Below are 19,951 nucleotides of genomic sequence, written 5' to 3' on the forward strand. Positions count from 1 at the left end.
TTTGTTTGCGCGGAACCGGTCAGTTAATCTCAGGCTCCAGCGGTGCGCCGGGCGCGGCGGGCAGCACCAGATAGGTGCCTTCAAACACTGCGCCGTCGATCTCATCGCCATATAAATTCACTTCGAGCTGCACGCGCGCTTTACGACCGCGAGCCAGACGGTCGAGATCACCGCGAACAGAACCCAGGTCAGCCACGGCACGCGGCCTGCCGGTCACCGGCATGCTGTAACGAATGTGTGCATCAGCCAGCACAATAGTGCCGCCCAGATGACGTTCGCGCAGCAGCAACCAAATAAGCCCCCAGCCGGTCAGCGTTGCCAGCGAAAATAAACTGCCCGCAAACAACGTATGGTGCGGATTCTGGTTGCCCGTTTCCGGCATCGTGGTGACAAATCGCTGGCCGGTGTACTGACTGATACGCACGCCCATTTTTTCACTGAGCGGGATATGATCATACCAGGCCTGTTGCAGCTGGCCGCACCAGTCGGGGCGATGCAAAATATCATCCAGCGTTTCGATGGGTTTAATCATCAGAAAATGGCGAACCGGCGTTGTTTGCGGCGTGGTGATTTCGCCCTGATTCATAAAGCCCAGTTTGGCAAAGAAATCCACAGCATCTTCACGGGCGCTACAGACCACACGTTTTACCCCTTCCTGACGCGCCACAGACTCCAGGGTCATCGCGACCAGCGTTCCCAACCCTTTGTCCTGAACATTTGGATCAACCGCCAGAAAGCGGATAGAGGCTTCGTTATCAGCATTGATGTATAAACGGCCAACCGCCACCGGCTCGCCGTCTTCATCAACCACCATCTGGTGATGTGCAATGGAATCGTAGGCGTCCCGCTCTGAACCCTCCGGCTGGTGCAACGGTTTACGCAGCATTTCCCAGCGGAACCGATAATAGGCGGCCAGTTCTTTTTCAGTCGTCGGTACTCTCAGATGATACATAGATGCTTTCTCTCCGGCGTTATGCCTTATCGATCAGACTTGTAGCCAGAAGGTCACCGGTCCGTCGTTCACCAGTGCCACTTTCATGTCCGCAGCAAAGCGTCCGGTTTCGGTAACAACGCCCTTTTCCCGGCATTGCCCGCAAAAATATTGATATAACCGGTCGGCTTCTTGTGGTTCAGCCCCGCGAGAGAATCCCGGACGCATGCCTTTTTGTGTGTCTGCCGCCAGCGTGAACTGCGACACCACCAGCAGGCTGCCGCCAGCCTGCTGCACATTCAGATTCATCTTGTCATTTTCGTCACCGAAGATCCGGTACCCGATCACCCGTTCACAAAGGCGTTTGGCTTTTTGTTCATCATCACCCTGTTCGACGCCCAGTAAAACCAGTAAACCCGGCCCTATCTGGCCGCAGATTTCTCCATCAACCGTAACGCTGGCATTCAATACCCGCTGAATTAACGCAATCATAAAAATCCTTCGGACTGATTATTCTTCTGCCACATATTGAGCAGATTGCAATTTTCGCAGAGAACGAAACTCACCCAGCGTGACGGTAATTTCCGCCCCGAGAAGTACGATACACCAGCTGACATAGACCCAGAGAAATAAAATCGGGATCACAGCCAGTACACCGTAAATCAACTGATACGACGGGAAAAGCTGAATGTATAAGGTGAAGATTTTTTTACTCAACTCGAATAATGCACCGGAGACCAGCGCGCCTATCAGCGCATCTTTTGCCGGCACTCTGACTGTTGGTACCACCTGATACAGCAGCCAGAATGTTACCCAGGAGATCAGTAAAGGCAGAATGCGCAGCGCGTGGTCGATCACCGAATGTACACCGCTGATGTTCAGCCAGTTCAGGGAAAGCAGATACGAGCTGACAGCCACGCTGGCTACCAGCAAAATGGGTCCGAGCGTTAATACCATCCAGTACACCGCAAAGGAGAACACAATCGGACGTGTAGTTTTGCTGTCCCAGATTTTGTTCAGCACGCTGTCTACGGAGGCTATCAGAAGTAATGCGGTAACGATTAATCCGCAGGTGCCCACGGCCGTCATTTTGCTGGAGTTGGCCACAAACTGTTCGAGATAACGCTGGATGGTATTACCGGTCGCTGGCATAAAGTTAGAAAAGATGAAGGTTTTCAGCTGAGCACTGATATCTGAAAATACCGGGAATAACGCAAACAGCGAAAATACTACGGCGATCAGCGGAACCAGTGAAAGCAAAGAGACATAGGCCAGATGGCCCGCAAGAAGCGTCAGGCCATCTTTATCCGAACGCTTTAAGAGCAGGCGTGTAAATTTCCACAACGATTTTGGGTAGTGGCTCAGTGCCCTTTTCTGCATCCTTACATCCTTTAGGAAAAATATTTCGGTACCGTCTGGTTATCTTCCACCCATACAGCCTCAATGCCAACCGTCCGGGCGGCTTCGATATTTTCAGCAACATCATCAAAGAACACAGCCTGATCGGCGGAGAACCCTTCTTTCTCCAGAACGTGCCGGAAAATTTCAGGCTCCGGTTTGCGCATACCCAGATTTTGCGAGAGGTACATCGCATCAGTATTCGCTTCGATTTCAGGATAATGATGTGGCCAGAAATCCAGATGCAAGCGGTTGGTATTAGAAAGCACGACAACGCGATGACCTTCTTTGCGCAGCTTCTGGAATAACGTGATAACGTCAGGACGGAGGTCAACGAAAACGGCATGCCAACCCGCACTGAACTGCTCGAAGCTGAGCGCAATGCCCATTTCATTGCACAGATCGGCAGCAAACTGCTCGTCGCTGATTTCACCCCGCTCGTGCTTCTGGAACACCTCTCCCATTTTGAACCGCTCGGTCAGCGTGGCCAGCGGCGTTCCGCTGAGATGGCTCCATACGCCAAGGACACGTTTGAAATCAATATCAATAATGACGTTTCCCATATCAAAAATGTACAGCATTGCACGCTCCTGATTTCAAAGATGACTTTTAACTTTAGCGGTAAAACATACAGCTGAACAGTGACAGAGTTGCGGTGTTTATCTCTGCGTTAGAAAAATGCCAAAAAAAAACAGGGTTCCCGAGGGCACCCTGTTTCTGTGTAACGACAAGCGTTAAAGAAGATTAACCTTCTTTAGGACCACGCATTGCACGTTTACGATCATTCTCGGTCAGGTGACGTTTACGGATACGCACAGACAGAGGAGTCACTTCGACCAGTTCGTCATCATCAATGAATTCCAGAGCTTGCTCCAGAGACATTTTGATAGCAGGAACCAATGTCGTTGCTTCGTCAGTACCGGACGCACGCATGTTGGTCAGTTTCTTACCAGTCAGGCAGTTGACAGTCAGGTCGTTAGAACGTGAGTGAATACCGATGATCTGGCCTTCATACACTTCTGCACCATGACCCAGGAACAACTTGCCGCGATCTTGAAGACCGAACAGAGCAAACGCAACCGCTTTACCCTGACCGTTAGAGATCAGCACGCCGTTCTGACGCTGGCCGATTTCGCCCGGACGAACGTCATCGTAATGACTGAACGTGGAGTACAGCAGACCGGTACCTGAAGTCATGGTCATGAATTCAGTACGGAAGCCGATCAGGCCGCGTGCAGGGATCAGGTAATCAAGACGGATACGCCCTTTACCGTCAGGGATCATGTCCTTGACATCGCCTTTACGCTCCCCCATGGCCTGCATCACAGAACCCTGGTGCTGCTCTTCGATATCCAGTGTCACGTTTTCGAATGGCTCTTGCATGCGGCCATCGATTTTACGGTTGATAACTTTAGGACGGGAAACCGCCAGCTCGAAACCTTCACGACGCATGTTTTCGATCAGAACCGACAGGTGAAGTTCACCACGGCCTGAAACGCGGAATGCATCAGCATCTTCAGTTTCTTCAACACGCAATGCAACGTTGTGCACCAGTTCTTTGTTCAGACGGTCAAGGATCTGACGTGAAGTCACATACTTACCTTCTTTACCACAGAACGGAGAGGTGTTTACGTTGAAGTACATGGTTACGGTTGGTTCATCAACGCTCAGCGCTGGCAGAGCTTCAACATTCGCCGGGTCACAGATAGTGTCGGAGATGTTCAGTTCGCCCAGGCCGGTGATTGCGATGATATCGCCCGCTTCAGCAACGGTCGCTTCGATACGCTCAAGACCCATATGGGTCAGAACTTTACCCACTTTACCGTTACGGGTTTTGCCTTCGCTGTCGATGACAGTGATTTGTTGGTTAGGCTTAACAGTACCGCGTTTGATACGGCCGATGCCGATGACGCCAACATAGTTGTTGTAGTCCAGCTGAGAGATTTGCATCTGGAATGGTGCATCCATCTCAACTTGTGGTGGAGATACGTGGTCAACGATCGCCTGGTACAGCGGGGTCATGTCTTCGGCCATATCGTTATGGTCGTTACCCGCGATACCCATCAGTGCAGATGCATAGATGATTGGGAAATCGAGTTGTTCGTCGGTTGCGTCCAGGTTGACGAACAGGTCGAAGACCTGATCAACAACCCAGTCAGGACGCGCGCCAGGGCGGTCAACTTTGTTGATTACCACGATCGGTTTCAGACCATTAGCGAAGGCTTTTTTGGTCACGAAACGGGTTTGCGGCATTGGGCCATCCATTGCATCCACAACCAGCAGCACCGAGTCGACCATTGACATCACACGCTCAACCTCACCGCCGAAGTCGGCGTGTCCTGGGGTATCCACGATGTTGATGCGGTAGTCTTTCCAATTAATGGCGGTGTTTTTTGCGAGGATGGTAATCCCACGCTCTTTCTCCAAATCGTTGGAGTCCATTACGCGTTCGGTAGCTTCTGCACGTTCTCCGAAAGTACCGGATTGTTGCAGCAGCTTGTCGACCAGGGTGGTTTTACCATGGTCAACGTGGGCAATAATGGCGATGTTACGCAAATTTTCGATCACAGCTTTGCCTCAGGCATTAGAAATAGCGCGCTATTGTACACGTATTAAGCGAGGTTCTAAACAAGATCACAAGGATCTTGTTGAAACAACTTATGGATGGTTACTTTGTGATCCCTTTCACGGTGCAAAAAGACCACTGAACCATTATGACGCACCCTTTTGGTGCCTTGCCTCTCGCAATCAGCACCATTTTAGTGCATGAATTCCGTTATGGTGCATACTTATCGAGTGCAAAAGCCCTGTAAAATGGCGTTGTTTGCATTTTCTCAAAGTTGGCACAGTTTTCGCTAATAGTTTTTAGAGTAAAAGTTTTTTAGGGTAAAAAATTTTTTACAGGGTGAAGGACCTGACCAGACAAATAATAGCGCTGTTCAGCCTACACGCCAGTTCCAGTAAGGCTGTTATTTCCAACTAAAGACCAAAAATGGTTATTCGTTCCACGACGATAATGAGAAATTCGGGAGAACTAGTATGTCCGCTGAACACGTTTTGACGATGCTGAATGAGCATGAAGTGAAATTCGTAGATTTACGTTTCACTGATACCAAAGGCAAAGAGCAGCACGTCACCATTCCTGCGCACCAGGTTAGCGCTGACTTCTTCGAAGAAGGCAAAATGTTTGATGGCTCTTCAATCGGTGGCTGGAAAGGCATTAACGAATCTGACATGGTTCTGATGCCAGATGCGAGCACTGCTGTTCTTGACCCATTCTACGAAGAAACTACCCTGATCATTCGTTGCGATATCCTTGAGCCAACCACGCTGCAAGGTTATGACCGCGACCCACGCTCTACCGCAAAACGTGCAGAAGATTTCCTGCGCTCTTCCGGTATCGCGGACACCGTACTGTTCGGGCCAGAACCAGAATTCTTCCTGTTTGATGATGTGCGCTTTGGCAGCAGCATCTCCGGTTCTCACGTCGCTATCGATGATATCGAAGGCGCATGGAACTCAAGCACCAAATACGAAGGCGGCAACAAAGGCCACCGTCCTGCAGTAAAAGGCGGTTACTTCCCGGTTCCTCCGGTTGACTCTTCTCAGGATCTGCGTTCTACCATGTGTCTGACCATGGAAGAAATGGGTCTGGTTGTTGAAGCTCACCACCATGAAGTCGCCACCGCGGGTCAGAACGAAGTGGCAACCCGCTTCAATACCCTGACCAAAAAAGCCGACGAAATCCAAATCTACAAATACGTGGTGCACAATGTGGCTCACGCGTTTGGCAAAACGGCGACCTTCATGCCAAAACCAATGTTTGGCGATAACGGTTCCGGTATGCACTGCCATATGTCCCTGTCGAAGAACGGTAACAACCTGTTCTCTGGCGACAAATACGGCGGCCTGTCTGAAATGGCACTGTTCTACATCGGCGGTATCATCAAGCACGCTAAAGCGATCAACGCCTACGCTAACCCGACCACTAACTCTTACAAACGTTTGGTCCCGGGCTATGAAGCGCCAGTAATGCTGGCTTACTCTGCGCGTAACCGTTCTGCATCTATCCGTATTCCACACGTATCAACGCCTAAAGCAATGCGCATCGAAGCACGCTTCCCTGATCCAGCGGCTAACCCATACCTGGCGTTTGCTGCACTGATGATGGCTGGCCTGGACGGTATCATCAACAAGATCCACCCTGGTGATGCGATGGACAAAAACCTGTATGACCTGCCACCGGAAGAAGAAGCAGAAATTCCAAAAGTTGCAGGTTCACTGGAAGAAGCCCTCAATGCATTGAACGATGACCGCGAGTTCCTGACCCGTGGCGGCGTGTTCACAGATGACGCTATCGATGCTTACATCGGTCTGCGTAAAGAAGAAATGGACCGCGTGCGTATGACTCCGCATCCGGTTGAGTTCGAACTGTACTACAGCGTCTAATTTCCGAATGAGACCCTGAACTCAGTGCCCGTCTTATAGCAGGCACTGAGTGTAATACCCGACTGAAGGCTGTGTTAATAACCCCTTCAGCGTCAAAATTAAGTCAGACGATTTATATTTGTTGCCGTGGAAACTTTCAGCCCATCTCCGGATGGGCTTTTTTCTCCACACTCTTTCCTGCTTAACCCCTCAGGCCCGTGATTTCGCCGGGTAACGAGATAAAATGCACCAATCAGGTGCGGGAGACTGCGGTATGGCAACTGGCAAGCTGCCCGATGCTGGGCAGATCCTGAATTCACTTATCAACAGCGTTCTGCTGTTAGACGACGAATTGGCTGTGCATTATGCCAATCCGGCCGCTCAGCAGTTACTGGCGCAAAGTTCACGAAAGCTTTTTGGCACTCCTTTGCCAGAACTGGTGGGATATTTTTCGCTGAACATCGAATTAATGCGTGAAAGTCTGACAGCCGGACAGGGCTTTACAGACAGTGAAGTGACACTGGTCGTGGATGGCAGGGCACATGTGTTGTCACTGACTGCTCAGATGCTGCCGGAAGGTTTCATTCTGGTAGAACTGGCACCGATGGATAATCAACGCCGTCTGAGCCAGGAACAATTACAGCACGCTCAACAAGTTGCCGCGCGTGATTTGATCCGCGGTCTGGCACATGAAATTAAAAATCCGCTTGGCGGTCTGCGTGGTGCAGCGCAACTTTTATCCAGGGCACTGCCTGATCCGGCCTTGCTGGAATACACCAAAGTCATTATTGAGCAGGCTGACCGTCTGCGTAATCTGGTCGACAGATTGCTGGGTCCGCAACGTCCGAGTCAGCATGTGACACAAAGTATTCATCAGGTTGCGGAACGTGTTTGCCAACTGGTGTCGATGGAAAAGCCAGATAACGTTCAACTGGTGCGGGACTATGACCCGAGCCTGCCGGAACTGGCGCATGACCCTGATCAGATAGAACAAATTTTATTGAATATTACCCGTAACGCCTTGCAGGCGCTGGGGGAGGAAGGCGGCACAATTACATTGCGCACACGTACTGCTTTCCAGATTACGTTACACGGCGTGCGTTATCGCCTGGTGGCCCGTATCGATATCGAAGATGACGGCCCCGGCGTACCGGCGCATTTGCAGGACACCCTTTTTTACCCCATGGTCAGTGGCCGCGAAGGAGGCACCGGTTTGGGCCTGTCCATCGCGCGCAGTTTGATTGATCAGCATTCGGGTAAAGTTGAATTTAACAGTTGGCCTGGACATACCGAATTCTCGGTATTCCTGCCTATTCGCCAGTGAGGTTCTTATGCAACGAGGGATAGTCTGGATCGTCGATGACGATAGCTCCATCCGCTGGGTACTTGAACGTGCGCTCACTGGAGCCGGTTTAACCTGCACGACGTTTGACAGCGGCAATGAAGTGCTTGATGCCATTGCGACTCAAACCCCTGACGTTTTGTTATCCGATATCCGGATGCCGGGAATGGACGGTTTAGCGCTGTTAAAGCAGATTAAACAACGTCATCCGATGCTTCCGGTCATCATAATGACAGCGCACTCCGATCTGGATGCTGCGGTCAGCGCCTATCAGCAAGGTGCATTTGATTATCTGCCAAAACCGTTCGACATTGACGAAGCCGTGGCACTGGTTGAGCGTGCCATCAGTCATTATCAGGAACAGCAGCAACCGGCACGCAGCCAGCCGGCAAGTGGCCCGACCGCAGATATTATCGGCGAAGCGCCGGCGATGCAGGACGTATTCCGCATTATCGGCCGTTTGTCCCGTTCTTCAATCAGCGTGCTGATCAACGGAGAATCAGGCACCGGTAAAGAACTGGTCGCGCATGCCTTACATCGCCACAGCCCGCGCGCTAAAGCGCCCTTTATCGCACTGAATATGGCTGCCATCCCGAAAGACCTGATCGAGTCCGAATTATTCGGGCACGAGAAAGGGGCATTTACCGGCGCCAACACTATCCGCCAGGGACGTTTTGAACAAGCCGATAACGGCACGCTCTTTCTTGATGAAATCGGTGATATGCCACTCGATGTGCAAACCCGTCTTCTGCGCGTGCTGGCAGATGGTCAGTTTTATCGTGTGGGCGGTTATGCGCCAGTAAAAGTGGACGTGCGCATCATCGCCGCAACTCACCAGAATCTGGAATTACGGGTTCAGGAAGGAAAATTCCGCGAGGATTTATTCCACCGCCTGAACGTTATCCGTGTCCATTTGCCGCCACTGCGTGAACGCCGTGAAGATATTCCGCGTCTGGCGCGTTACTTCCTGCAGGTAGCGGCCAAAGAGCTGGGTGTGGAAGCGAAAAATCTGCATCCGGAAACGGAAACGGCACTGACGCGATTGCCATGGCAGGGCAACGTGCGCCAGTTGGAAAATACCTGCCGCTGGCTCACCGTCATGGCAGCCGGTCAGGAAGTCCTGATCCAGGATTTACCCAGCGAACTGTTTGAGACCTCGGCCCCGGAAACCGGTGGTCAGAGTCTGCCGGACAGCTGGGCGACGTTGCTGGCACAGTGGGCCGACCGCGCACTGCGTTCCGGTCATCAAAACCTGCTGTCAGAAGCGCAACCTGAAATGGAACGTACGTTACTGACCACGGCGCTGCGCCATACGCAGGGGCATAAACAGGAAGCGGCACGGTTGCTGGGCTGGGGACGAAATACCCTGACCCGCAAACTGAAAGAACTGGGCATGGAATAAAAGTCCCTGCACCAGACAGCAAAACAGCCGCTCATGCGGCTGTTTTGCTTTACTGCGAATAGATTTTTGCAGCGCAGGCTGTCAGATAACGCGGGAGAATTGTTGCTGGCGCACCTGACGGCGCAGATAAATATCAAAGCACATGCAGATATTACGGATCAGCAAACGCCCGCGTGGCGTCACCAGAATATGCGTATCACTCACCTCAACCAGCCCGTCTTCTGCCAGCGGCTTCAGCAGTGCCAGGTCATCAGCAAAATAGTCGGTGAAGCGGATATCATAACGCTGTGCAATATCGCCGAAATTCAGCTCAAAATGGCAGATTAGCGATTTAATAACGTCACGACGCAGGCAGTCATCGCTGGTCATTTCCAGACCGCGCCATAACGCATGCCCCTGCTCTTCCACCCGGGCGTAATAGGTTTTGAGATCTTTTTCATTCTGCGCATAGGTGTCGCCGAGCATGCTGATAGCAGAAACGCCCATTCCGAGCAAATCGCTGTCGCCCTGTGTAGTGTAGCCCTGGAAATTGCGGTGCAATTTACCTTCGCGCTGGGCAATAGCCAGCTCATCATCAGGGCGGGCAAAGTGATCCATACCGATAAAGCGGTAACCGGAACCGGTCAGCGAAGCGATGGTTTCCTGCAGAATTTTCAGTTTCTCTTCTGCGCCTGGTAAATCAGCATCTTTGATTTTGCGCTGAGCGGCGAACAGTTTTGGCATATGCGCATAGTTAAACACACTCAGGCGATCGGGGTTCAGCTCTGCCACGCGTTGCAACGTGTAGGCAAAACTTTCTGCCGTCTGCTTCGGCAGGCCGTAAATCAGATCGATATTGGTCGAACTGAAACCCAGCATACGGGCGCGTTCAATCAGGGCAAAGATGAAATCTTCGTCCTGCTCACGGTTAACCAGACGTTGCACTTCTTTGTTGAAATCCTGCACGCCCATGCTCAGGCGATTAAAGCCTTCGCGACGCAAATGGTCGAGCACATCCAGCTCGATTTCGCGCGGATCCACTTCCAGCGACATTTCTGCGTCGGACAGGATATTAAATTGTGCCCGCAGAAGGCCCATCAAACGGCTTATCTGGGCTTTACTGAGGTAAGTCGGTGTACCACCGCCCCAGTGCAGCTGACTCACCTGACGGCCCTTAAAGAACGGCGCACGGTGACTTATCTCTTTTTCCAGCACGTTGAGATATTCTTCGGCTTTATGCTGCTGACGGGTCACCAGTTTATTGCAGCCGCAAAAGTAGCAGAGCTTATGGCAGAAAGGAATGTGTACGTACAATGAGAGAGGACGTGCCGGATAACGGGCGGCCGCCTTTTCGAAAGCGGTATTATCGTAGCTTTCACTGAACTCAAGCGCTGTTGGATAGGATGTGTATCGCGGACCCGAATAATTGTATTTCTGGATCAGCGCTAAATCCCAGACGGTAGTCTGTTCTGACATGGGTGACTTACTCCTTCCGGCGTCGGATGCTGCCGGTTCGCCTTACAGGCAGGCTTTTGGCCTGCCGTGCAAAGGTCGCTCTGCGCAAACGTGCTCTGGTTTTCGATAACCGGCGTAGTTTACCGAATAACCAAAGCAGATAACATGCAAAGAGTAAGGCTATTGCCGGGATAACCCAGCGCATAGCTTAGAAACCGTCTTTTGGGTTTCCGCGCTTAAGCAACTGCATCATGTCTTCGTTCTTCACGGCTTCTTCGTCATCTTCATCTTCGCCGAGTTCAATGCCGAGGATTTCCATCAGAACATCAATGCGATCCAGAGTCTGGTCAACATAAGCCTGATCTTCTGCGTTTAATGCTTTGCCATCGTCGATGAGATCCAGCAAAGAATCCAGACGTTCATCGTTTTCAAGTAACGTCAGTTCTTCTTCCGGTGTCATTTTAGGTTTTGCATCTTGCTTCGGCTGTGCAGCTTTTTTGGCTTTCGCCGCATTGTTCGTGACGGTTTCAACGATCAATGGCACGGCTTTTTTGCTGCCGATACGCGGATCGGCTTTTTTCGCCCCCGCGCCGCTTTGGTTCTGAGCGGCATCAGGGTTAGCGCGTGAGCCTGCTTTATGGCCGCGGCGCTTGTTGTCACGCTTGCGTTCGCGCGCTTCGATATCAAGCTCGACACGACTTTTCTTCTTCGTTTTAGCTGTCGCGGTATTGGCGCGCGGTGCTTTCGCTGGCTGTTTCATGGCATCTGCTCTTAGGTGTGTACATTTAGTATAGATTTGCGGCGGAATCTAGCAGAAAGCGGACAAAGAAAAAAGGCAGCAAGGTAACCTTGCTGCCTTTTTCTTTCCTTCTTCAGAAGGATATTCATCAAACACTTTCCCTGTATAGCCTCAACGTCCCGGTTTTTCCTTTGCCTTTCAGAGCCTCCGGCTCCGTTCATCCTTAAATCGCGATGCATTTCCAGTGATCCGTGAATGCAATTTTCGTCCATGTTTCCATTCTTGCCTTCATCGCGTAAGAATCACTTTACCCGACTGATACAAAGGCTCAAGATACCCACCAGCCGCGTTGAGCGTTCAAAGAACACATTAATTTTATCTTATTGAAATATATAAAAATTAAAAAACAAGGCGAGAAAACAAGCGAAATAACCCGCATCATGAATAGCAAATGTCTTACATCATGAAGGCAATTTTCCCCCGCCTTCATCTCTGTGGTCCCTTCGCCTCATCATTCGGATTTTAAAAACACGAACACATCCCGGCGCAGTTGCAGTTATAATCGCCAGCCAGATACTCATGCCTCACGGAGACGCACGTTTTGACCAGCCAAATTTACAACTATCATATGACCCATTTCGTCATGAGTGCCCCGGATATCCGGCATTTGCCATCTGACGCAGGCATTGAAGTCGCATTTGCTGGTCGTTCAAACGCCGGCAAATCCAGTGCGCTGAATACCCTGACTCAGCAGAAAAGCCTCGCACGTACCAGTAAAACACCGGGACGTACCCAGCTTATCAATCTCTTTGAAGTGAAACCGGGCATTCGTCTGGTCGACTTACCGGGCTATGGCTACGCAGAAGTCCCGGAAGAAATGAAGCGTAAATGGCAGCGTGCTCTGGGCGAATATCTGCAAATGCGTAACTCCCTGAAAGGTCTGGTTGTGCTGATGGATATCCGCCACCCGCTTAAAGATCTCGATCACCAAATGATTCAGTGGGCTGTTGACGTAGGTACGCCGGTCATGTTGCTGCTCACTAAAGCAGACAAACTGGCTTCAGGCGCACGTCAGGCGCAGATCAAAATGGTTCGTGAAGCGGTGAAAGAATTCATGGGCGATATTCAGGTGGAAGCGTTCTCGTCACCAAAGAAAATGGGCGTGGATAAACTGAGTGACAAACTGAACACCTGGTTCAGCGAAATCCCACCGGAAGTGCTGGATGAAGAGGTTTCTGACGAAGGCGAATAACAACGCTCCCGTAACGGGGAAATGTCAGTAATGTACAGAAAGGGGTGACCGCAAGGTTACCTTTTTTTATGGGAATAATACGGTGAAAATCCCATAAAAAACGCCCCAGACATAAAATGCCTGGGGCGGCTAAAATATTCAGCCAAATCCGATTACGTGAAGTAAAAGGTCTGAAAGATAGAACATCTTACCTCTGTACCCTACAAGAGAAACTTTACCCTATTTTCTGACGGGGAAAAAGAACTTTTTGTAGTTTACTTACACAAAAATCGCGGATTATGCGATCACTCTCATGGTATGAGCACATAATTGTGTAGCTTAATTACAAAAAAAGCTTAATAACTATTCACTTAGTGTGCCTGATCCCAGTTGTCGCCCGTGCCCACATCCACTTTCAACGGAACGGCCAGCGTCATGCTTGCTTCCATCAGATTGCGGATTTTTTCGCTTGCCGCTTCGACATCATCTTTATGCACTTCAAACACCAGTTCATCGTGTACCTGCATGATAATGCGGGCACGCGGCGCGTCAGGTTGTTGCAGCCAGTCAGCGACGCTGATCATGGCGCGCTTGATAATGTCAGCAGCTGTACCTTGCATCGGGGCGTTGATGGCTGCACGCTCGGCACCTTTGCGGCGCATGGCATTACTGGATTTGATGTCCGGCAGATACAGACGGCGTCCATCCAGCGTTTCAACATAGCCCTGTTCAGAAGCCTGAGCACGGGTACGTTCCATGTATTCCAGCACGCCAGGATAGCGCTCAAAATACAAATCCATATAACGCTGGGATTCTTTACGCGCGATATTCAGCTGGCGTGATAAACCAAAGGCGCTCATGCCATAAATCAGACCAAAGTTGATCGCCTTCGCACTGCGGCGCTGTTCGCCAGTCACGCTGTCCAGCGGCGTGCCAAAGACCTCCGCTGCCGTTGCGCGGTGGATATCTTTACCCTCGGCAAATGCTTTCAGCAGACCTTGATCTTTCGATAAATGCGCCATGATGCGCAGTTCAATCTGTGAGTAGTCGGCTGCCAGAATGATGTAGTCTTTTGGCGCGATAAAAGCCTGACGGATACGCCGCCCTTCATCATTACGCACCGGAATGTTTTGCAGGTTTGGATCACTGGAAGACAGACGCCCCGTTGCCGTGACTGCCTGATGATAAGACGTATGCACACGCCCGGACTGCGGATTGATCATCAAGGGCAGTTTATCGGTATACGTCGATTTCAGTTTCGCCAGCCCACGGTATTCAAGAATCACTTTTGGCAGCGGATAATCCAAAGCCAGCTCAGCCAGAACTTCTTCATTGGTTGACGGGGCGCCACCCGGTGTTTTCTTGAGGATCGGCAATTTCTGTTTTTCATACAGAATGGCCTGTAACTGTTTGGTCGAAGACAGGTTAAAAGGCTCTTCAGCCAGTTCATGCGCTTTGTTTTCGAGTTCATTCAGACGAATAGCCAGTTCTTTCGAATGGGCTGCGAGAATATTCTGATCAATCAGAACACCGGTGCGTTCGATATGAGACAGCACAGGCACCAAAGGCATTTCGATGTCCGTGAATACTGCCTTCAGGGATTCACTTTGTGCAATCCGTGGCCAAAGTGACTGATGCAACTGCAACGTAACATCAGCATCTTCCGCCGCATACGGTGCCGCTTGTTCAAGCGCAATTTGGTTGAAGGTCAGCTGATTTTTACCTTTACCCGCGATCTCTTCAAAGCTGACGGTTTTATGGCCAAGATAACGATCGGCCAGGCTGTCCATATCATGACGGCCAGATACGCTGTCGAGTACATAGGACTCAAGCATGGTATCGAAGGCAATGCCTTTCAATTCGATGTCATAACGCAGTAACACACCGCGGTCGAACTTCAGGTTCTGACCGACTTTCAGCTGCTTTTCATCTTCAAGCAAAGGCTTCAGTTGTTTCAGCACCTCATCGCGATCCAGCTGCGCCGGCGCATCCAGATAATCATGTGCAACAGGCAAATACGCCGCTTTACCCGCTTCGGTGGCGAATGATAAGCCGATGAGGTTGGCAGTCAGCGTATCCAGGCCATCAGTTTCTGTATCGAATGCAAACACATCCGATGCTTTCAGATAACCGATCCATTCATCAAGTGTCTTTTGATCCAAAATGGTGACGTAACCGTCCTGAGAAAGCTGGTTAGGTTCAACAGGCGCAGTGGTGGCAACTTCCTGAGTGGCAGCGCCTTTCTTCGCTGCTGCCTTACCCGTAGATTTTTTACCGCTTAGCCAGGTCCCGGATTCAACATCGGCCAGCCAGCGTTTGAATTCATAGCGACCAAATAACTGATGAAGTTCAGCCGCGTTCGGTTCTGAGACTGTCAGCTCTGCACAGGTCAAGTCCAGCTTAACATCTGTCTTAATGGTCGCCAGTTGGTAAGATAAATAAGCGACGTCTTTATTCTCAGCAAGTTTAGCCGCCATGGTTTTAGAGCCACGAAAACTGAGTGTCGACACCTTATCCAGATCAGCATACAAAGCATCAAGGCCACCAATGCCCTGTAAGAGAGCCTGCGCCGTTTTCTCACCTACACCCGGCACGCCTGGTATGTTATCCGAGGAATCGCCCATCAAAGCCAGAAAATCAATGATCAGTGAAGGTGGAACGCCATATTTATCGACAACTTCATCTGGCCCAAGAATCGTATTGTTCATGGTATTAATTAATGTCACGCCCGGGGTCACGAGCTGCGCCATGTCTTTATCACCGGTACTGATCAGCACCGCATGCCCCGCCTGTTCTGCTTCAAGAGCCAGCGTGCCGATCACGTCGTCAGCTTCTACACCAGAAACCACCAGCAAAGGCAGCCCCATAGCTTTGACCATTTGATGAAGAGGCTCAATTTGAGAGCGCAGGTCGTCTGGCATCGGGGGACGGTGAGATTTATATTGTTCAAAAAGTTCATCACGGAAAGTTTTGCCTTTCGCGTCAAAAACCACAGCAACATGGCTTGGTGTGTATTGCAGCAGTAAACTGCGCAACATGTTGAGCACACCGTACATCGCACCGGTCGGTTCCCCAGCAGAGTTGGTCAGCGGAGGGAACGCATGATAAGCGCGATAAAGGTAAGACGAACCGTCTACCAGGATTAAGGGGTTTTCTGCTATCTGGGCCATAACTCTTCTTTATTCGTGATCAGACATACACTAAGGATGCCATAGCCAGCGGGAAAGACGAACCTTGAGAGGGAAATTCATTGCGAAGTTGCGAGGGATCTCGAAGGATCATCCTGTGGATAACTTTGTGAATAGTTTTTATAGCAAATTACTATCTGATCATATTCTGAAAATACTCCAGAATTTTAATTACTGGTTTCATGAGCTTATCGGTATTTTTTATGAAATAACGTTGTAATAGAAGCTTAATAGCTATTGTGGATAGTAATATTTAGAAGAAACATTCCAGGGATAAATTATTTAGATTTCCAGAAGTAAGCACTTTGGCTGTTATTTTTCCCTGACAATATAACGCCAGCCCGAAGGCTGGCGCTAAGCTCAGGAATAGTTATTTTTTAGTCGCTAAGAAATTGATCACATCAGAATATTGTTTCACGTACATATCCTGTGAGCTGGTATCAAGCCCGTCATTTTTAACCATATATTTGCCGTTCACAAATACAGAAGGAACGCCTTGCAGACCCAAATCAGCGGCTGCTTTTTCCTGCTGAACAACCAGTGATTTCACGACGAAGCTGTTAAGTGCAGCATCATAATCCTCGCCCTTCACGCCAGCCTGAATAAAGACTTTACGGATATCATCAGCATTTTGTACAGACTGTTGTTTTTGTACGGCATCAAACATCAACGGGCTAACTTTATCTTCAACACCCAGAGCAATAGCCACAGCCCACGCCTGTGTTAGTTGTTTACCTAACGGGCCAAGGAACTCAACGTGGTATTTAGTGTATTTTACATCTTTCGGCAGGTTCTTACGGATGCTGTCAGACACATGCCAGACTTGTTCAAACTGATAGCAGTGCGGGCAATAAAATGAGAAGAACTCAAGTACCTGTGGCTCATTAGCTACGGTTTTATCGAGAGTAACATATTGCGCGCCATCAGAAAATTGCGCAGCAGATACACTGAAGGCCATAACCATACCAACCAGTGCCAGGAATATCTTTTTCATAGAAAGCCTATCTCCATTTAATTAAATTTTGAACGTTAATCGTGACTCAATACATTGGCATCAGCCGTAAAGGAGGTGCCTGCAATTTCTTAATTTGCTCAATAAAAGCCGCTATCTGACCTCGCCAAAAATCTTCGTCCTGCATCCAGGGGAAGCTCTTAGGAAATGCAGGATCATCCCAACGACGGGCAACCCAGGCCAAATAATAAACCATGCGCATAGCACGTAGCGGTTCAATCAAAGACAGTTCACTGGTATCAAGATCAGCGAACTCGCCATAAGCTTCCAGCAAAGTATCTAACTGGAGCCTTTGCTCACTTTCATCACCATGTAACAACATCCAGAGATCCTGAATTGCCGGGCCATTACGGGCATCATCCATATCCACAAACAGCGGGCCATCTCGCCAGAGAATATTCCCGGGGTGGCAGTCCCCATGCAAGCGCAAAGGCTGCCAGTCGGTATGCCAGAATTCCCGGGTCGTGGTGATCAATTTATCTGTCACAGATAAAAAAGGCTCTCGCAGGCTTTTGGGGATCAGAGGACATTGCGCGAGGACATCACGTGGTCGGGAAAGATATTCATCGAGGCCAACTGTCGGACGAGCAATGAAGAGACTTTCACTGCCAACCTGATGAATACGGCCAAGAAAACGCCCTACCCATTCGAGTTGGTCAAGATTATCAATTTCATACTGTCGACCACCGACGCTCGGAAATACGGTGAACATATAACCCTGGTAGTGATGAAGCGTATTTTCATTAATAGAAAGAGGGGCTATAGCAGGGATTTCAGCATCGGCCATATCACGGCAAAACTGATGCTCTTCCTGGATTTGTTCTTCACTCCAGCGCTCCGGCCGGTAGAACTTCACCACATAACGTTTTCTGTCTTCTCCCAGAAACTGATAGACACGGTTTTCATAGCTGTTTAAGGCAGTGAGGCCGGACTCAGCAATCAGCCCGACACTTTCTAACGCATCAAGGATAAGATCCGGCGACAATGCCTGAAAATTAAAAGCTGAATTGTTCATAACTTCATTCGGGTTAGCCGCGCAGAATAGTGACAATAGGAAATAGTATCATCTATTTTTCACGGTTCGCATGAAGTTCACATAAGTTTACATCAATCCTTAATCACACCACGGGCACGTAAAATGGCAGTTTTGAAGTCATCCTCATAGTCTTTCTTCAGGCCAGGGATTTCCGTTGTGCTGTCAGTTCCGCGCATTTTCAGATGATAAATTAGTGTGTCATCACTGAGTTCGCCTAATGGGCCCTGATAACCACATTCTGTCGCCAGCTTCTGGATAAACTCCACCAGATTAAGATCGGAATCTTCCTTCCAGGCAGGATGAAGCAGCTCAATCAACTCATTTACGCGATGTTCTTTCATGATGTTCCTTTTCAGCTCAGTTACAAACCCTAAAAATAACAGGGTTATTTCTTGAGGGAAAGCACAAGCTGACGGGGGATCCAGTTAAAACCTGCCTGGCCTCATGGTAAGACGTTACAATAAACGGAATATAGATGTTTTGTGAGTGGACATTATGGATAAGCATGAAATTACCGGCGTTATTTTAGCCGGCGGACGTTCGAGCAGAATGGGACAAGATAAAGGGCTTATTGAAATCCAGGGTAAGCCTTTATTTGAACATATCGCTGAAAGGTTACGCCCGCAGGTCGGTGAGATCCTCATCAGCTGTAACAGGAATATGGAACAGTATGGCCGAAATTTGCGGACAGTCCCTGACAAGATACAGGATTTTTCCGGCCCCCTTGCCGGGATGCTTGCAGCACTATCAGTGAGCAAAACAGAATGGGCACTGTTCGTTCCCTGCGATGTTCCAGACTTCCCGGCAAATCTCACTGAAGCTTTTTTAGCAAACACAGCAGGGCAACAGGCTGTATATGCCTGCGATCCAGAGCGTGAACATCCGACACTTTGCCTGTTAAACCGGAGTCTGATCCCGGCACTGACGGCATATCTTGATAATGGCGACAGGAAGCTCATGATTTTTCTTGATAATATTGGGGCAAAATCAGTATTGTTCGGTGACGCCAACGCCTTTTCCAATCTCAATACGCCTGAAGACGTAGCTCTCTGGAAAACCCGTCACCAGGATCTCTCAAGATGAGAAACACACAAATTCCATTGCTTGGAATCGTCGCTTACAGCGGGACAGGGAAAACTACATTGCTGAAGCAACTCATTCCTTACCTGCGTCAGCAGGGCATAAGAACCGGCCTGATAAAACATACCCATCATGAAGTAGATGTTGATACCCCAGGAAAAGACAGCTTTGAGTTACGGAAAGCTGGTGCAGACCAGACGATGGTTGCCAGTAATAGCCGGTGGGCGTTGATGACTGAAACGCCGGGGCAGGATCAGCTCAATCTTGAATATCTGGCAACGCGTTTTGACTACCATAAACTGGATATGATTCTCGTTGAGGGCTTTAAGCATGAAGAGATCGATAAAATCGTCCTGCACAGGGAAGGAACAGGGAAAGCACTGGAGCAGTTAATTGATAAGCATGTTGTTGCGGTAGCCAGCGATTGTTTTTCAGAGAATATTTCAAAGGCAATTAGCGTCTTGAATATAAATGAGATAGAAGAGATTGGAAAGTTTGTCATCAGATGGCTGGAAAATCAGCAAAAACAGTAGGCACTACTCCTCTTTTATTACTCAAATTCCCCATAGCAAAAAGCCCCGCACTTTCGTACGGGGCTTTTCGCTTATTTGATGCCTGGCAGTTCCCTACTCTCGCATGGGGAGACCCCACACTACCATCGGCGCTACGGCGTTTCACTTCTGAGTTCGGCATGGGGTCAGGTGGGACCACCGCGCTAGTGCCGCCAGGC

The 19,951-nt window shown here is 49.7% G+C and carries 17 protein-coding genes and 1 rRNA gene; 6 read left to right on the plus strand and 12 right to left on the minus strand.

Annotation, left to right across the window (positions count from 1 at the left end; genetic code table 11):
• Positions 1-19: 19 nt before the first annotated feature.
• The 5 genes from fabY to typA all read right to left on the minus strand — a co-directional run bounded on the left by fabY (position 20) and on the right by typA (position 4,897).
• Positions 20-952 (minus strand): fatty acid biosynthesis protein FabY, encoded by a 933-nt coding sequence (gene fabY, locus EVX52_RS23100; protein WP_129992199.1) that lies wholly within the window; start codon positions 950-952, stop codon positions 20-22.
• A 33-nt stretch (positions 953-985) separates the two neighbouring features.
• Positions 986-1,423, minus strand: a complete 438-nt coding sequence (gene dtd, locus EVX52_RS23105) for a D-aminoacyl-tRNA deacylase (RefSeq protein WP_129955253.1) — start codon at positions 1,421-1,423, stop codon at positions 986-988.
• An 18-nt stretch (positions 1,424-1,441) separates the two neighbouring features.
• The gene (locus tag EVX52_RS23110) at positions 1,442-2,311 is read right to left on the minus strand and encodes a virulence factor BrkB family protein (protein WP_129955252.1); all 870 of its coding nucleotides are present in this window, start codon (positions 2,309-2,311) and stop codon (positions 1,442-1,444) included.
• 11 nt (positions 2,312-2,322) lie between these two features.
• A complete protein-coding gene (gene yihX / locus EVX52_RS23115) occupies positions 2,323-2,910 on the minus strand; it encodes a glucose-1-phosphatase (protein ID WP_129955251.1) in 588 nt (195 codons plus the stop codon).
• Positions 2,911-3,073: 163 nt separating this feature from the next.
• Positions 3,074-4,897, minus strand: coding sequence for a ribosome-dependent GTPase TypA (gene typA / locus EVX52_RS23120; RefSeq protein ID WP_129955250.1), 1,824 nt, complete (start codon positions 4,895-4,897; stop codon positions 3,074-3,076).
• Between the two features lie 471 nt (positions 4,898-5,368).
• On the opposite strand from typA, the gene glnA reads away from it, so the two are divergent.
• The 3 genes from glnA (at position 5,369) to glnG (ending at position 9,501) form a co-directional block, all read left to right on the plus strand.
• Positions 5,369-6,778, plus strand: a complete 1,410-nt coding sequence (gene glnA / locus EVX52_RS23125; protein WP_129955249.1) for a glutamate--ammonia ligase — start codon at positions 5,369-5,371, stop codon at positions 6,776-6,778.
• A gap of 253 nt (positions 6,779-7,031) precedes the next feature.
• Positions 7,032-8,081, plus strand: a complete 1,050-nt coding sequence (gene glnL / locus EVX52_RS23130) for a nitrogen regulation protein NR(II) (protein WP_013577653.1) — start codon at positions 7,032-7,034, stop codon at positions 8,079-8,081.
• A 7-nt stretch (positions 8,082-8,088) separates the two neighbouring features.
• Positions 8,089-9,501, plus strand: a complete 1,413-nt coding sequence (gene glnG / locus EVX52_RS23135) for a nitrogen regulation protein NR(I) (protein WP_095924078.1) — start codon at positions 8,089-8,091, stop codon at positions 9,499-9,501.
• Positions 9,502-9,582: 81 nt separating this feature from the next.
• Here glnG and hemN read toward each other — a convergent pair whose 3' ends face one another.
• The gene (gene hemN / locus EVX52_RS23140; RefSeq protein ID WP_129955248.1) at positions 9,583-10,956 is read right to left on the minus strand and encodes an oxygen-independent coproporphyrinogen III oxidase; all 1,374 of its coding nucleotides are present in this window, start codon (positions 10,954-10,956) and stop codon (positions 9,583-9,585) included.
• A 187-nt stretch (positions 10,957-11,143) separates the two neighbouring features.
• Positions 11,144-11,695 (minus strand): Der GTPase-activating protein YihI, encoded by a 552-nt coding sequence (gene yihI, locus EVX52_RS23150; protein WP_129955247.1) that lies wholly within the window; start codon positions 11,693-11,695, stop codon positions 11,144-11,146.
• Positions 11,696-12,275: 580 nt separating this feature from the next.
• On the opposite strand from yihI, the gene yihA reads away from it, so the two are divergent.
• A complete protein-coding gene (yihA, locus tag EVX52_RS23155; protein WP_129955246.1) occupies positions 12,276-12,926 on the plus strand; it encodes a ribosome biogenesis GTP-binding protein YihA/YsxC in 651 nt (216 codons plus the stop codon).
• Positions 12,927-13,276: 350 nt separating this feature from the next.
• On the opposite strand, the gene polA is transcribed toward yihA, so the two are convergent.
• The 4 genes from polA to EVX52_RS23175 form a co-directional block, all read right to left on the minus strand.
• Positions 13,277-16,075: a DNA polymerase I gene (gene polA, locus EVX52_RS23160; protein ID WP_129992200.1), complete on the minus strand. Its 2,799-nt coding sequence runs from the start codon at positions 16,073-16,075 to the stop codon at positions 13,277-13,279.
• Between the two features lie 388 nt (positions 16,076-16,463).
• The gene (gene dsbA / locus EVX52_RS23165) at positions 16,464-17,087 is read right to left on the minus strand and encodes a thiol:disulfide interchange protein DsbA (RefSeq protein WP_129955244.1); all 624 of its coding nucleotides are present in this window, start codon (positions 17,085-17,087) and stop codon (positions 16,464-16,466) included.
• A gap of 46 nt (positions 17,088-17,133) precedes the next feature.
• Positions 17,134-18,120, minus strand: a complete 987-nt coding sequence (locus tag EVX52_RS23170) for a serine/threonine protein kinase (protein ID WP_129955243.1) — start codon at positions 18,118-18,120, stop codon at positions 17,134-17,136.
• A 92-nt stretch (positions 18,121-18,212) separates the two neighbouring features.
• Positions 18,213-18,482 carry a YihD family protein gene (locus EVX52_RS23175; protein ID WP_129955242.1) on the minus strand — a complete coding sequence of 90 codons (270 nt, stop codon included), beginning with the start codon at positions 18,480-18,482 and terminating at the stop codon, positions 18,213-18,215.
• 154 nt (positions 18,483-18,636) lie between these two features.
• Between EVX52_RS23175 and mobA the strand changes: the two genes are divergently transcribed.
• On the plus strand, positions 18,637-19,224 hold the full coding sequence (mobA, locus tag EVX52_RS23180) for a molybdenum cofactor guanylyltransferase MobA (RefSeq protein WP_129992201.1): 588 nt from the start codon (positions 18,637-18,639) through the stop codon (positions 19,222-19,224).
• The gene (mobB, locus tag EVX52_RS23185) at positions 19,221-19,754 is read left to right on the plus strand and encodes a molybdopterin-guanine dinucleotide biosynthesis protein MobB (protein WP_129955240.1); all 534 of its coding nucleotides are present in this window, start codon (positions 19,221-19,223) and stop codon (positions 19,752-19,754) included. Before mobA ends, mobB begins: the two co-directional genes overlap by 4 nt.
• Positions 19,755-19,834: 80 nt before the next feature.
• Here mobB and rrf read toward each other — a convergent pair.
• Positions 19,835-19,950 (minus strand): 5S ribosomal RNA (gene rrf / locus EVX52_RS23190).
• Position 19,951: the final 1 nt, after the last annotated feature.

Source organism: Rahnella sp. CFA14(1/10) (assembly GCF_004195095.1).
GTDB classification, from domain to species: Bacteria; Pseudomonadota; Gammaproteobacteria; order Enterobacterales; family Enterobacteriaceae; genus Rahnella; species Rahnella perminowiae.

Excerpts from the sequence above, each read along its gene's own strand:
- dsbA (WP_129955244.1), bottom strand. The coding sequence starts at position 17,087 with ATGAAAAAGATATTCCTGGCACTGGTTGGTATGGTTATGGCCTTCAGT.
- EVX52_RS23110 (WP_129955252.1), bottom strand. The coding sequence starts at position 2,311 with ATGCAGAAAAGGGCACTGAGCCACTACCCAAAATCGTTGTGGAAATTT.
- hemN (WP_129955248.1), bottom strand. The coding sequence starts at position 10,956 with ATGTCAGAACAGACTACCGTCTGGGATTTAGCGCTGATCCAGAAATAC.
- EVX52_RS23170 (WP_129955243.1), bottom strand. The coding sequence starts at position 18,120 with ATGAACAATTCAGCTTTTAATTTTCAGGCATTGTCGCCGGATCTTATC.
- yihX (WP_129955251.1), bottom strand. The coding sequence starts at position 2,910 with ATGCTGTACATTTTTGATATGGGAAACGTCATTATTGATATTGATTTC.
- mobB (WP_129955240.1), top strand. The coding sequence starts at position 19,221 with ATGAGAAACACACAAATTCCATTGCTTGGAATCGTCGCTTACAGCGGG.
- yihI (WP_129955247.1), bottom strand. The coding sequence starts at position 11,695 with ATGAAACAGCCAGCGAAAGCACCGCGCGCCAATACCGCGACAGCTAAA.
- glnL (WP_013577653.1), top strand. The coding sequence starts at position 7,032 with ATGGCAACTGGCAAGCTGCCCGATGCTGGGCAGATCCTGAATTCACTT.
- glnG (WP_095924078.1), top strand. The coding sequence starts at position 8,089 with ATGCAACGAGGGATAGTCTGGATCGTCGATGACGATAGCTCCATCCGC.
- glnA (WP_129955249.1), top strand. The coding sequence starts at position 5,369 with ATGTCCGCTGAACACGTTTTGACGATGCTGAATGAGCATGAAGTGAAA.
- mobA (WP_129992201.1), top strand. The coding sequence starts at position 18,637 with ATGGATAAGCATGAAATTACCGGCGTTATTTTAGCCGGCGGACGTTCG.
- dtd (WP_129955253.1), bottom strand. The coding sequence starts at position 1,423 with ATGATTGCGTTAATTCAGCGGGTATTGAATGCCAGCGTTACGGTTGAT.
- polA (WP_129992200.1), bottom strand. The coding sequence starts at position 16,075 with ATGGCCCAGATAGCAGAAAACCCCTTAATCCTGGTAGACGGTTCGTCT.
- EVX52_RS23175 (WP_129955242.1), bottom strand. The coding sequence starts at position 18,482 with ATGAAAGAACATCGCGTAAATGAGTTGATTGAGCTGCTTCATCCTGCC.
- fabY (WP_129992199.1), bottom strand. The coding sequence starts at position 952 with ATGTATCATCTGAGAGTACCGACGACTGAAAAAGAACTGGCCGCCTAT.